Origin of the sequence: Helicobacter pylori, from assembly GCF_030062585.1 — a bacterium.
GTDB lineage: Bacteria > Campylobacterota > Campylobacteria > Campylobacterales > Helicobacteraceae > Helicobacter > Helicobacter pylori_CN.
The window spans coordinates 702,844-716,391 of record NZ_CP071935.1 but is presented as its reverse complement, the minus strand read 5'-3'; the positions used below and the strand labels follow the sequence as shown (position 1 = coordinate 716,391).

General features: G+C 39.5%; 12 protein-coding genes. 5 read left to right on the top strand and 7 right to left on the bottom strand.

Annotation, left to right across the window (positions count from 1 at the left end; genetic code table 11):
• Position 1: 1 nt before the first annotated feature.
• Positions 2 to 586: an NADPH:quinone oxidoreductase MdaB gene (gene mdaB, locus J5F42_RS03375; RefSeq protein WP_283491556.1), complete on the top strand. Its 585-nt coding sequence runs from the start codon at positions 2 to 4 to the stop codon at positions 584 to 586.
• Between the two features lie 44 nt (positions 587 to 630).
• On the opposite strand, the gene J5F42_RS03370 is transcribed toward mdaB, so the two are convergent.
• The 4 genes from J5F42_RS03370 to ispG all read right to left on the bottom strand — a co-directional run bounded on the left by J5F42_RS03370 (position 631) and on the right by ispG (position 6,271).
• On the bottom strand, positions 631 to 2,682 hold the full coding sequence (locus J5F42_RS03370; protein WP_283491555.1) for a DUF262 domain-containing protein: 2,052 nt from the start codon (positions 2,680 to 2,682) through the stop codon (positions 631 to 633).
• A 231-nt stretch (positions 2,683 to 2,913) separates the two neighbouring features.
• Complete coding sequence (locus tag J5F42_RS03365) at positions 2,914 to 3,972, bottom strand: tetratricopeptide repeat protein (RefSeq protein ID WP_000914848.1); 1,059 nt, start codon at positions 3,970 to 3,972, stop codon at positions 2,914 to 2,916.
• An 11-nt stretch (positions 3,973 to 3,983) separates the two neighbouring features.
• Positions 3,984 to 5,189, bottom strand: a complete 1,206-nt coding sequence (locus J5F42_RS03360; protein ID WP_283491554.1) for a 2,3,4,5-tetrahydropyridine-2,6-carboxylate N-succinyltransferase — start codon at positions 5,187 to 5,189, stop codon at positions 3,984 to 3,986.
• Between the two features lie 2 nt (positions 5,190 to 5,191).
• Complete coding sequence (gene ispG, locus J5F42_RS03355) at positions 5,192 to 6,271, bottom strand: flavodoxin-dependent (E)-4-hydroxy-3-methylbut-2-enyl-diphosphate synthase (RefSeq protein ID WP_097699828.1); 1,080 nt, start codon at positions 6,269 to 6,271, stop codon at positions 5,192 to 5,194.
• 153 nt (positions 6,272 to 6,424) lie between these two features.
• On the opposite strand from ispG, the gene J5F42_RS03350 reads away from it, so the two are divergent.
• Genes J5F42_RS03350 through J5F42_RS03335 form a run of 4 tightly spaced genes read left to right on the top strand, consistent with a single transcriptional unit; the run spans position 6,425 to position 11,516 of the window.
• Entirely contained in the window at positions 6,425 to 7,552 is a 1,128-nt protein-coding gene (locus tag J5F42_RS03350; RefSeq protein ID WP_283491553.1) for a succinyldiaminopimelate transaminase, read from the top strand.
• Positions 7,545 to 8,894, top strand: a complete 1,350-nt coding sequence (murC, locus tag J5F42_RS03345) for a UDP-N-acetylmuramate--L-alanine ligase (protein WP_097699826.1) — start codon at positions 7,545 to 7,547, stop codon at positions 8,892 to 8,894. Before J5F42_RS03350 ends, murC begins: the two co-directional genes overlap by 8 nt.
• Positions 8,894 to 9,274: a hypothetical protein gene (locus J5F42_RS03340; protein ID WP_078298957.1), complete on the top strand. Its 381-nt coding sequence runs from the start codon at positions 8,894 to 8,896 to the stop codon at positions 9,272 to 9,274. The genes murC and J5F42_RS03340 overlap by 1 nt, the downstream gene beginning before the upstream one ends.
• Positions 9,267 to 11,516: an endonuclease MutS2 gene (locus J5F42_RS03335; RefSeq protein ID WP_283491552.1), complete on the top strand. Its 2,250-nt coding sequence runs from the start codon at positions 9,267 to 9,269 to the stop codon at positions 11,514 to 11,516. Before J5F42_RS03340 ends, J5F42_RS03335 begins: the two co-directional genes overlap by 8 nt.
• A gap of 146 nt (positions 11,517 to 11,662) precedes the next feature.
• Here the strand turns inward: J5F42_RS03335 and ppa are convergent, their stop codons facing one another.
• The 3 genes from ppa to J5F42_RS03320 are packed head-to-tail and all read right to left on the bottom strand — an operon-like array spanning position 11,663 to position 13,513.
• Positions 11,663 to 12,184 (bottom strand): inorganic diphosphatase, encoded by a 522-nt coding sequence (gene ppa / locus J5F42_RS03330; RefSeq protein ID WP_001047002.1) that lies wholly within the window; start codon positions 12,182 to 12,184, stop codon positions 11,663 to 11,665.
• Positions 12,185 to 12,239: 55 nt separating this feature from the next.
• Positions 12,240 to 12,884, bottom strand: a complete 645-nt coding sequence (locus J5F42_RS03325) for a glycosyltransferase family 25 protein (protein WP_283491551.1) — start codon at positions 12,882 to 12,884, stop codon at positions 12,240 to 12,242.
• Positions 12,885 to 12,910: 26 nt separating this feature from the next.
• A complete protein-coding gene (locus tag J5F42_RS03320; RefSeq protein ID WP_283491550.1) occupies positions 12,911 to 13,513 on the bottom strand; it encodes a glycosyltransferase family 25 protein in 603 nt (200 codons plus the stop codon).
• Positions 13,514 to 13,548 lie beyond the last annotated feature (35 nt).

Sequence of the window (13,548 nt, the reverse complement as noted above, 5' to 3'; positions counted from 1 at the left end):
AATGAAAAAAGTACTCATCATTAATGGGGCCAAAGCGTTCGGGAGCTCTGGGGGGAAACTCAATGAAACTTTGACCCAACATGCAAAAAAGACTCTAGAGTCTTTAAGGCTAGAAGTGGATACAACAATCGTGGATGAAGGCTATGAACATGCTCAAGAAGTGGAGAAAGTCTTTAGCGCTGATGCGACGATTTGGCAAATGCCTGGCTGGTGGATGGGCGAGCCTTGGATTGTGAAAAAATACATTGATGAAGTCTTCACTTCAGGGCATGGGAAGCTTTATGCTAGCGATGGCAGAAGTTCGCAAAACCCCACTAAAAACTACGGGAAAGGGGGCTTGATGCATGGTAAAAAATACATGTTGAGCTTGACTTGGAACGCTCCCATTGAAGCCTTTAACGATCCTAATGAATTTTTTGAAGGGGTGGGTGTGGATGTTGTGTATTTGCATTTGCATAAGGCGTTCCAGTTTTTAGGGCTTTCAGCGTTGCCCACTTTTATTTGCAACGATGTGATGAAAAACCCCCAAGTGGAGCAGTATCTTAACTCCCTAACCACGCATTTGCACCAAGCTTTTGGTAAGTGATTTTAAAATAAGGGCTTTTTAACCCCCATTTTTTGGGGGCTTGTTCATTCCACAACAAAGTCTCTGGGATTGAGATTGCAGCCTAAGATAAGATCTTTAAGATTACTGCCCGTAGTTTGATAACTCGCATTGCTTACAAAGTAAAATCCGTATTTTTCAAAAGGCACAACCAAAGTGCCATCTCTATCCCTTAATTGCGCTTTTGCTTTATCCCAACAAATATATCTTTGAGACTCATCGTCTGTATAGCTTTCAAAGGCTTCTCTGGCATTTTCTAGCAAGTAGTCTATGACAACGCTAGCCAATTCCTTAGCGTTTCTTGCCATGCGCCTTTGATCATTGGGGAGCTTGACGCTTTGAAGATTATGGTTAGTTAAGTCATCATCAAGGGTTTTGTGAAGCTCTCTTGCGCGGTATTCTTTAGGCAAATCTTTAAACAATCCTACTTGACAGAATTGATCCGCTAAATATCCGCTCCTAGCCTTCACTTCCTCTATCCCCCAAGAATGGGTGTTATTGATAAAATAGTCGTTTAAATGCAAGGAGCCGTATTCTTCCATAAGCGCTATTTTTGCCTCGTAAGATTTGTTGCCAAGCCTTTGATTTTGCCCTGATAAGGTTAGATTCCCAAAATTATTGAGGTAGTCTTGCTCAAAAGTGAAATAGTCCCCCACCCTATCGCGCCATTCTTGGGTGGGGGTTTTGGGGTAGAAATGCTCCACTTCCAGATTTTCTTCTCTTGGCGGTTCGGCGTTACTCAATTTTTCTATCTCAAGCAAAATGAATTTGCACACTTGATTCGCTGCATAAGCGTTACGCACAAGAAACGCCGCTTTAATTTTATCGTCATTGGGGAACGCCGTTCGTCCAACGCTCTTGCCCAAATACCGCTTCAACGCATCGGCTGAAACATCTTCCCCTAGCTGTCTGTATAAAGAATAAAGAAGTTCAGCAAGTGCAGGGGCAGGATCCCCGCACACGCTCCGGCGCACGAAGTAGCTGATAAGGATTTGCAAAATTTCGCAGAAATTTTCATAATCTAACTTGCCTTCTTCAAAGTCTCTGGCACAACGCAAAATAAAGGGCTTTGCCACGCCAAATTTGATTTTCACAAGATCCTTAATACGCAGGCGTAAATTCGCTAACTGCTGCGGGTCTCCACGATCTAAAAAATAATGATCCCTGTCTAAAAAGATTTGATAGATTCTGCCATACTCACGCATATCGCTCATAAGACCTTGTATATCATCAGAGAAATTGTCTCTGTGGTGGGCTTTTAGCGCGTAATACACTTCACGCTCTTCTTTTTTTAATTTATCTTCAAAATAGATTCTCAAATAGGTTTTGATGAAATCATTCAAATCCCTTTCGCCAAGCCATTCCTCTAAAGGAACCCAATAAGTATCATAGAGATGTTTCTGGTTTTTGGAATTTTCTCCCATCATCAGATAGTTGCGGATAAGATCTAGCCCTTTTAATTGCACGCCTGTAGCGTTGATGCTTTCAAACACCACTTGCGGATCGTCTTCGCCCAACTTTAAGCCTATGGCTACGATTTTAAGCCACAAAAACGCCCCATAAATCTCTTCTATGCGATACCCTTTGCTGATATAATCGTCAAGCTCTTTGGTGAAAAATTTATAATTATTCCTAATGTGTGATACGCCTTGTATTTCATGCGATCGATTTTGCATGACTAAATCAAAGGCTTCTTTGTCGCTTTTAATGGGTTTGAGACGCAGCCTTTGTCCCGAAAGATTGAGTAGATTACCAATCTCTTTTTTTATCCCTTCATTTGGTATCTTTGTTTCTATGGCTTTAAGCAAAAGCATGAGAGTGGTAACCCTTTGCTGCCCGTCAATGATAACAAATTCTTGCAGTTGTCTTAAGCTCTTTTCATCATCAATCCGATGCAAAATATAAGTGATAGAACCCATGAAATGCGTTTTCTTATTTTGAGAAATACTGACAATATCTTGCAGCAATTTTTCACAATTTTCTTCTTCCCAAGTGTAGTTCCTCTGATATACAGGGATAGAAAAGATCGTGCCTGTTAGGGCAAAAAAGTCGTTAATGGTGCTTTCTGTTGCTTTCATAGCTCTTCCTTTTAAATAAGATCAAAATCACACCGAGTATTAAATCAAAAAAAAAAAAAAGAGCTTAAACTTTTGAAAAAACCGCAATTTGTGGCTGAATTTATTCAAAAAAATAAAAGAGCTTTGTGCAAAGCAAGTAGTAACCTCTTAAAAATGCGATCTTTGGGGGGTTTAGTTATGGGGCGAGAATGATTTCAAAATACCCCCTATCCCCTTAAGAAATTGCTATTACTAGGGTATCTCATAAGAATTGTATGGCATGAACAAGCGCCCGTAATTAGGATTCACGCGCAATAAATGCTCTTTGAAATTCCCATAATTACGGCAGCTTGACTCAAAACCATTATCGCACGCATACGAGAATAAATCCAAAGCCCTTTGATCGTCTTGAGGCACGCCTAAACCCTTTTGATACAGCACGCCTAAATTGTTACAGCTCCCCAAAATCCCCCCATCGCATGCCATTTGGAAATATTTCGCCGCGTAGTGGTTATTTAACGGAGCCCCTAAATCCCCATTCGCATAAATCCAGCCCAAATTCGCGCACCCCATCATATCCCCAGCGTTACAAGCCAAATAATTCAAATCCACTTGACTGAGTTGTGCTTTATCAATGCCATAAATATTATTCACATTAGACATCAAGCCAAGATTATAGCACCCCATATCGTTCCCGTTTTCGCATGAAAATTTATAATAACTCATCGCTTTGTAATAATCTTTTGGGACCCCACTCCCATTAGCAAACATCCACCCCAAATTATTGCATGCGAGCATATCCCCCCCTTGACAAGCCACCGCATACAATTGCAAAGCGTTTTCTTTATCGTTTGAATCAGCGTTTTTTTTGTTTTCATACATTTGAGCCAAATTCGCGCAAGCGGTCGCATCGCCCCCACTGCAACCCATTTCATAGTAGCGAGCGGCTTTTAATCTGTTCGTTTGGATCCCTACCCCATTAGCATACATCGCCCCCACCGCAAAACACCCGGCCGCATTACCATTATCACACGATTGGGAAAAAAGCTTGAAAGCCCCTTGATAATCGCCCTTTTTAGCCAATTCAATACCAGCAGAAAGCTCGGTTTGAGCGTTTTCAGGCGATCCTAATTTGTCTAACAGGTTAGAGTTATCGTTTTTAGGGGTGATTTGGGTGTTAGGGTTTGGCGCGCCCTTAGCGTTAGCAGGGTTTAATTCAGGGGGCGTGTTTTTTGGGGCTTGATTGTTTTCTTCAGCGCCACTAAGCTGTAAGATTAAAAAAACAAGCAATAACAAACTTTTTTTGAGCATTCTTTTAATCCTTAATGCAGGTTTTGATTCAACTCAATTTTTTTCACGCTCCTAAAAGCGATCAGCTTGCCATTTTGGCTATTGGAACGAAAATGCACGCCATTTTTTCCGGAAAGCTCCTTGCCTTTGTAAAGGTTGTTCGCATGTTTTTCTAAAGCGCTATTCACTTCTAAAAGCTTTTTAAACTCATTTTCTTCAATTTCTATCACGCTCCCGGCTAGTATGGCAACGCCTGCATCCACAATACAGCCATCGCCTAAACTAATCCCGGTAACGCTATTAGCCCCTAGCAAACAATTTTTCCCGATGCTAATGGGGTTGTTATTCCCTCCGCTTAAAACGCCTAAAACGCTAGCTCCCCCACCAATATCAGTGCCTGCTCCAACCACCACTGATGAAGAAATACGCCCCTCATTCATGCACACTCCCATAGCCCCTGCGTTAAAATTCACGTAACTAGCCCCGGGCATTTGAGTGTAACCTCCGGTCCCTAAATACGCCCCAAAGCGCGTTTTTGAGCTATCCAATAAGCGGATATTGTCAAACTCAGGGATTAATTGCATCAAATAGCGCGGGAATTTATCTATAAAATCAATGCTAGGGAAATGGCCTCGCATTTTTAAAGCCACTTCGTTCATTCTGAGCCATTCCAATTCATAAGGCTTGTTGCCGCTCCAAGCCGCATTAGAAAGCTGATTAAAAATGCCCTCTAAATTCAAACTCCTCAAAGGGGCTTTCCCTAAAGAAAGCGCTAAAAGTTTCATATACGCGCTCTCCACGCTCTCGCAAGGCTTATCTTCATACAGGATCACCAAGCGATAAAGAGACTCCCCATTATTATTTTTCAAACGATTTTCTTCTAAAGCCTTTAAAAGCTCTAAAACCACTTGGATATTCTTATGAGCCATTTTATTAGAATAGGCTTCATTCAAAAAGGGCGTATAAAAATCCAGCGCTTTTAACACAAAACTTTCATCAATCTCAACGACGCGCTCGCTCGCGCTCTCTTTTAGGATTTTGTCTTTAGAAAGCGAATTACAAAACACCGCATAAGAGCCTAAATTTTCCTCTTTCCAGTTCAAAACGGGGTAAGTGGCGCATAAAATCTTTTTAGAAATAGGAGCAATATCCACTCTGGCAATGCCAAAACCTAAAGGTTCTTTATAGCTATTAGATTGCTGGTAGTTGCTCACAAAATTTTTAAACTTATTCATCATGCCTAATCCTTTAAACTTTTTTCTCTTTCTTTAGCTAAATTTTCCACTTCTATCACAAAGGTTTCAAACAAATCCTTTTCAGCCAGTTTGTGAATGACTTTACCCTCTTTAATGATCAAACCGCTGCGATTCCCAAAAGCGATCGCCATGTCTGCATGCTTGGCTTCACCTAAAGCATTCACCACGCAACCCATCACGCTAATGTCTAAAGGGGTTTTAATGTGGCTTAAGCGTTTTTCTACCTTGCTCGCCATATCCACTAAATTGGCTTCAATCCTCCCGCAAGTGGGGCAAGAAATCCAATTAATCCCCTCTTTCAAACGCCCGCTATGGCGTAAAATCGCTCTAGCCACTTTGATTTCATTTTCTAATTCCCCTGTGATGGATACGCGCATCGTATCCCCAATGCCCTCCATTAAAAGCCCACCTAAAGCCATAGCGGATTTGATACTGGAGCTAAAAAGATTCCCCGCTTCAGTAACCCCCAAATGGAAAGGATAGATCACAAGAGGTCGTAGCATCCTGTAAGCTTCTAAGGTGCGCATCACATCGCTCGCTTTTAAAGAAATCTTAAAATTGGTAAAATCCAAATCTTCTAAAAGTTTGGCGTTATACAAAGCGCTTTCTACCATGCCTTTTGGGGTGGGTCCGTATTTTTGATCAAACTGCTTTTCTAAACTCCCGGCATTCACGCCAATTCTTATGGGAATGTTTTTTTCTTTACAAGCATCAACCACCGCTTTGATCTTGTCTTTAGATCCGATGTTTCCGGGATTGATCCTGATCGCATCTACGCTTTGAGCGGCAATGAGAGCGAATTTATAATGGAAATGGATATCAGCAATTAAAGGCAAAGGAGACATTTTTTTCAATTCTCTTAAGGCTAGGGCGTCCTTTTCATTACTCACCGCTACCCTCACTAAATCAGCCCCGGCGAGTTTGAGTCTGTCAATTTGATTTTTAGTGCTTTCAATATCAGCGGTTTTGCTAAAGGTCATGCTTTGCGTGCTTATGGGAGCATCACCTCCTATGGCCACGCCACCGATAAAAATTTGCTTGGTCTTAACTCTATTTTCTAGCATCAAACCTCTTCATCAGTTAAATTCTTATGCGCTATTATACTCTTTTATGCCCTTTCTTTTATGCTCTCTTTCGCTCTTTTTTAACGCTTTCAATGATAAACGCTTAAATTTTAGATAAGATTAACCATTCCATTTTAAGATTAAAGTAGCCCTATGACCTTTGAGCCTTATCCTTTTGAACGATTAAGAGCCTTGTTTAAAGAAATCACCCCTAAAAAAAAGGGGTTAGATTTAGGCATCGGCGAGCCGCGATTTGAAACGCCCAAATTCATTCAAGACGCCCTCAAAAGCCACACCCATTCGCTCAATATCTACCCTAAAAGCGCGTTTGAAGAAAGTCTGAGGGCGGCTCAAAGGGGTTTTTTTAAACGCCGTTTCAAGGTAGAATTGAAAGAAAACGAATTAGTTTCCACGCTAGGATCTAGGGAAGTGTTGTTCAATTTCCCTAGTTTTGTTTTATTTGATTATCAAAACCCCACTATCGCCTACCCTAACCCCTTTTATCAAATCTATGAAGGATCAGCCCAATTCACTAGAGCTAAAAGCCTTTTAATGCCCTTAACTAAAGAAAATGGTTTCACGCCAGGCTTGAATGAAAAGGAGTTGCAAGAAGTGGATTTAGTGATCTTAAATTCCCCTAACAACCCCACCGGAAGAGCCCTTTCTTTAGAAGAGCTGATTAGTTGGGTCAAACTCGCCTTAAAACATGATTTTATTTTAATTAATGATGAATGTTATAGTGAAATTTATGAAAATACGCCTCCTCCTTCGCTTTTAGAAGCTTGCATGCTGGTTGGTAATGAAGCGTTCAAAAATGTTTTAGTGATCCATTCGCTCTCCAAACGATCTAGCGCTCCAGGCCTAAGGAGTGGTTTTATCGCTGGGGATAGTCGCATTTTAGAAAAATACAAAGCGTTTCGCACTTATTTAGGCTATACGAGCGCTAATGCGATCCAAAAGGCCAGTGAAATCGCTTGGCTAGATGATGAGCATGCAGAATTTTTCCGCAATATTTATGCGAATAATTTGAAACTAGCGCGAAAAATCTTTAAAAACACGCTCATTTATCCTTATAGTTTTTATGTGTATCTGCCCGTTCAAAACGGCGAAAATTTTGCTAAAAGACTTTATCAAAATGAAGGCATTACTACTTTACCGGCTTTGTATTTAGGGCGTAATCGTATCGGCACTGACTATGTGCGTTTAGCCCTTGTCTATGACACCCCCCTTTTAGAAAAGCCTTTAGAAATCATAGAAACTTACCGAGAAAACCATGCTTGAAACCCCAAAAGTTTTACTCAAAAACCTTCAAGATTGCAAGATCCATTTTATCGGTATAGGGGGGATTGGCATTTCAGGCTTAGCCAAATACCTTAAAGCGCAAGGGGCTACAATCAGCGGCTCTGATATTGCCATAAGCCCTAGCGTTAAGTATTTGAAAGCTTTAGGCGTAGAAATTAATATCCCGCATGATCCAAAGGCAATCAACAATCAAGATGTTATCATCCATTCAGCCATTATCAAAGAAGACAATACCGAAATACAAAGGGCTAAGGAATTAGAAATCCCTATTTTGTCTCGCAAAGACGCTTTGTATTCTATCCTTAAAGACAAGCGCGTTTTTAGCGTGTGCGGGGCTCATGGAAAGAGCAGTATCACGGCCATGTTGAGCGCGATTTGCCCCTTTTTTGGAGCGATTATTGGGGCGCATTCTAAAGAGTTTGATTCCAATGTGCGAGAGAGCGCGAATGATAGCTTGGTTTTTGAAGCCGATGAGAGCGATTCAAGTTTTTTGTTTTCCAACCCTTTTTGCGCGATTGTGCCTAACACAGAGCCAGAACATTTAGAGCATTATGATCACGATTTAGAGCGCTTTTTCTTCGCTTATAAATATTTTTTAGACCATGCTCAAAAAAGAGTGATTTATAAAGAAGATCCTTTTTTAAAAAACTATTCTAAAGACGCCATTGTTTTAGAAAAAAAAGACATTTATAATATCCAATACATTTTAAAAGACGGCGAGCCTTACACTTCGTTTGAATTGAAAGATTTGGGGGCTTTTTTGGTGTGGGGGTTAGGCGAACATAACGCCACGAATGCGAGTTTAGCGATTTTAAGCGCTTTAGATGAATTGGATTTAGAAGAAATTAGAAATAATTTATTGAATTTCAAAGGCATTAAAAAACGCTTTGATATTTTGCAAAAAAACGATCTCATCCTCATTGATGATTACGCCCACCACCCTACTGAAATTAGCGCCACTTTAAAAAGCGCTAGGATTTATGCTAACTTATTGAACACGCAAGAAAAAATTATTGTGATCTGGCAAGCGCACAAATACTCTCGCTTAATGGACAATTTAGAAGAATTTAAAAAATGTTTTTTAGAGCATTGCGACAGATTGATCATTTTACCCGTTTATAGCGCGAGTGAAGTCAAAAGAGACATTGATTTGAAAGCCCATTTTAAACATTATAACCCCACCTTTATAGACAGGGTGCGTAAAAAGGGGGATTTTTTAGAGCTGTTAGTCAATGATAATGTGGTAGAAACGATTGAAAAAGGCTTTGTGATAGGCTTTGGAGCGGGGGATATTACCTATCAATTGAGAGGCGAAATGTAATGGGCGTAGCGGTTGTTTTATTTTTAACGCTAATTTTATTGTTTTTAGTTTTAAGGGATTTTGGTTTAGCTAGCCCCAAACAAAAGATTTTAGCTTTTTTAATCGTAGGGATTATAGGAGCGAGCATCAGCGTTTATACTTATCAACAAAACCAACAAAACCAACGAGAAATCGCTTTGCAAAGAGCGTTTTTAAGGGGGGAAACCTTGTTGTGTAAAGGCATTAAAGTGAATAACCAAACCTTTAATTTAGTGAGCGGGACTTTGAGCTTTTTAGGTAAAAAACAAACCCCTATGAAAGACGTTCTTGTGGATTTGGATTCTTGTCAGACGCTTCAAAAAGATCCCTTAATCCAACCCCCAATGAACCCCAATGAATAATAATAATAATACCCCACCCAAACCCCTAGAAGAAAGCCTGGATTTAAAAGAGTTTATCGTTCTTTTTAAAACCTTTTTTGCAAAAGAAAGAGATTCTATTGCTTTAGAAAACGATCTCAAACAGGCTTTCACTTATTTAAACGAAGTGGATGCGATCGGTTTGCCTACCCCTAAAAGCGTGAAAGAAAGCGAACTTATTCTTATCAAACTCACCAAATTAGGGACGCTCCATTTAGATGAAATTTTTGAGATTGTCAAACGATTGCGCTACATTGTCATTTTGCAAAACGCTTTTAAAACTTTCACGCATTTAAAATTTCATGAACGCCTTAACGCTATTATTTTACCCCCTTTTTTTAACGATCTGATCGCTTTATTGGATGATGATGGGAAAATCAAACAAGGGGCGAACGCTACCCTAGACGCTTTGAATGAAAGCTTGAACCGCCTTAAAAAAGAGAGTGTAAAAATCATTCACCATTATGCCCATTCTAAAGAGCTTGCCCCTTATTTAGTGGATACGCAAAGCCACCTTAAGCATGGTTATGAATGCCTTTTATTAAAAAGCGGGTTTTCTAGCGCGATTAAAGGCGTTGTGCTAGAAAGGAGTGCTAATGGTTATTTTTATCTTTTGCCTGAAAGCGCGCAAAAAATCGCCCAAAAAATCGCGCAAATTGGTAATGAAATAGATTGCTGTATTATTGAAATGTGCCAAACTCTAAGCCATAGCTTGCAAAAACACCTTTTATTTTTAAAATTCCTTTTTAAAGAATTTGATTTTTTAGACAGCTTGCAAGCCCGGCTTAATTTCGCTAAAGCCTACAATTTAGAATTTGTCATGCCAAGCTTTACGCAAAAAAAAATGGTTTTAGAAAACTTTTCACACCCCATTTTAAAAGAACCAAAACCCTTAAATTTGAAGTTTGAAAAATCCATGCTCGCTGTTACCGGCGTGAATGCGGGCGGGAAAACCATGCTCTTAAAATCGCTTTTAAGCGCAGCTTTTTTGAGCAAGCATCTCATTCCTATGAAAATCAACGCCCATCATTCCATTATCCCCTATTTTAAAGAAATCCACGCCATTATTAATGACCCCCAAAACAGCGCGAACAATATTTCTACTTTTGCAGGCAGAATGAAGCAATTTAGCGCTCTTTTATCCAAAGAAAACATGCTTTTAGGCGTTGATGAAATTGAGCTAGGGACTGACGCTGATGAAGCGAGCAGCTTGTATAAAACCCTGTTAGAAAAATTGCTTAAACAAAACAACCAAATCATTATCACCACGCACCACAAACGCCTGAGCGTGTTAATGGCAGAAAACAAGGAAGTGGAATTACTAGCCGCTCTTTATGATGAAGAAAAAGAACGGCCCACTTACACTTTTTTAAAAGGGGTTATTGGCAAAAGCTATGCGTTTGAAACCGCTTTGCGCTATGGCGTGCCGCCTTTTTTGATTGAAAAAGCGAAAGCCTTCTATGGCGAAGATAAGGAAAAATTGAACATTTTGATTGAAAATTCCAGCGCGTTAGAAAGGGAATTGAAACAAAAAAATGAACATTTAGAGGACGCTTTAAAAGAGCAAGAAGATTTAAAAAACGCATGGCTTTTAGAAGTGGAAAAACAAAAAGAAATCTTTCACCATAAAAAATTGGAATTGGAAAAATCCTACCAACAAGCCTTAAATATCTTAAAAAGCGAAGTCGCTTCAAAAGATACCAGCTCCATGCATAAAGAAATCCATAAAGCGAGCGAGATTTTAAACAAGCATAAAACAGACCAAGAGATCCCCCAAACGATAACGAGCTTTCAAATTAACGAAAAAGCGCGTTATAAAAATGAAAGCGTGCTGATTATGCAAATTTTAGACAAGGGCTATTATTTGGTAGAAACCGATCTTGGCATGCGCTTGAAAGCGCATGGGAGTTGGTTGAAACAAATCCAAAAACCCTCTAAAAACAAATTCAAACTCCCTAAAACAACCATCCCCAAACCTAAAGAAGCGAGCTTGCGCCTTGATTTAAGGGGGCAACGCAGCGAAGAAGCCCTAGATTTACTAGACGCTTTTTTAAATGATGCGCTTTTAGGGGGCTTTGAAGAAGTACTGATTTGCCACGGCAAGGGGAGCGGGATTTTAGAAAAGTTCGTGAAAGAATTTCTAAAAAACCACCCCAAAGTGGTGAGCTTTAGCGACGCTCCCATTAATTTAGGCGGCAGTGGGGTTAAAATCGTTAAATTGTAGTTTTTGGCGCTTTTTTATGAGAAATTAATATAAAAATCCGCTTTAAACTACCCTATTTTACACCAACACCCAATAATGAAAACAAAGCCTTTTAAAAGAGCGTTAAAAAGGGCTTATCGCTTAATTGATCCAAAACCCTTAAATCTTTAGCCTTGATAGGCTTTTATGGCTTTTTCTAAAACCTTAATCGCGCTCTCTTTGTTTTCAAACCCCTTGACTTTCACCCATTTATTAGGCTCTAAATCCTTGTAAGTTTCAAAAAAATGTTTGATTTTATCTAAAGTGTGTTTGGATAAATCATCAATATCCTTGACATAGGAATGCGTGGGATCAATTTTATCTATGGGTAGAGCGAGTAATTTTTCATCCATCCCGCTTTCATCTTCCATGTTTAAAACCCCAACCAAGCGCGCTTTCACTACGCTTCCGGCTTGAAAAGCCACATCGCTTAAAACCAGTGCATCTACAGGGTCGCCATCAGATCCTAAAGTGTTAGGCACAAAGCCGTAATTTGCGGGGTAATTTTGCGCCCCATAAAGCACCCTATCCACCATTAAAGCCCCGCTTTCTTTATCCAATTCATACTTGATATTAGAATGCTTGGATATTTCAATCACCACGCACAAAGAATCAGCGTCATGGCTCACTTCTAATTGGTCTAAATTCATTGCAATCTCCTTTGAATAATAAAAAAGAATTATTCTAACATAAAGCCCGCTCTTTTTAAACCTCTTTAGGGGTTTTTAAAGGAGCGTATTGCTTGCTGTATTTGTGAAAGGCTTTTAAACACTTTTGAGCGTTGAATTTATGATAAAAAAGATTATCAAAATAAGATTTTCTAGGGGGTTTTAATGAAATGTCAGGCTTTTTTGCATTTTGAATGGTGCTATTGAAAGCATGCTTGTTTAAAGAAACAGGGCAAGGCAAATAGGTAAAATTCGCAACATTATGGTAAGTGGGGTTGTTCATAAACATATCCACCGGCTCTATGATTTTAAAACGATCCGTGGCTTCTATAAAAGTTTTAGCTCCTTTAGGCGTGAGGTAGTAGCCTGCCGTAGTGGCCACATACACGCTCGTGAGGTAAAAATGCTCTAAAAATAGCGCTTCTTTTTCACTATCAGCACGCCTTTCCCAAAAGGTCTCTTTAATGTTTGCCTCTTTTGCCAATAAGGATTCGTATTTTCCTGTGAGTTCATCGTATTTTCCTGTGAGTTCATCGTATTTTCCCATGAGTTCGTCGTATTTTTCAGCAATATTCTTATTGAGTTCATCGTATTTTTCGGTGAGTTTCTTATACACTTCCGTCCGAGCTAAAATGCTTCCAATGAAGCGGTTGAGTTTTCTTTTAATTTTTTTAAAAACCACTTGATTAGAAGAGATTTTTTGGGGTGCTATTTTGCAAGGCTCAGATAGTTCTTTGGGGTCTTGTTGCGTTTCAATAATAGAGTCTTGTTGCGCATCTTGTGCGGGATTGGGGGGGGGGGGGTAACTTCATAATTTTCAATAGGCGTTTTTTCCATAGGCACTTCAGCCTCTTCAGCCTCTGTATAGATAGGGAGAGCGTGCAAATTGGTTTTATGACCTCCCCAATAATGCCCATAGAGTCTCACAAAATCAAAAGGGCTTTTCAAGCAATCTTCTAAGGCTTGCATGAAATTAGACTCTAGCGCTATGTCATCTTCTAAAATGACGACCGGTTGGTTTAATTTAACGCATTCTTTCCATAAAAGATAATGGCTTAAATAGCACCCAAATTCTTGGGGCAATAATTCTTGATAACAATAATCAGAATGGAACCAATCGGATTTTAACAAACTTGAAGAATCATAAAGCTCTTGAACGAATTTTTCAAAATCTTCGTGTTTAGGGCTAGTAGCGTCAAAGATTTGGAAAACACAGCGGCCTTTAAACTTTTCATTGGATTCTGAAACGAGTTTTTCAGTATCCAAACGCCTTTGACTTTCTTTTAAAGAAATGATATAAACTTGTGTCAAATGAACTCCTAAATATGGCATTCTACCATAAAATT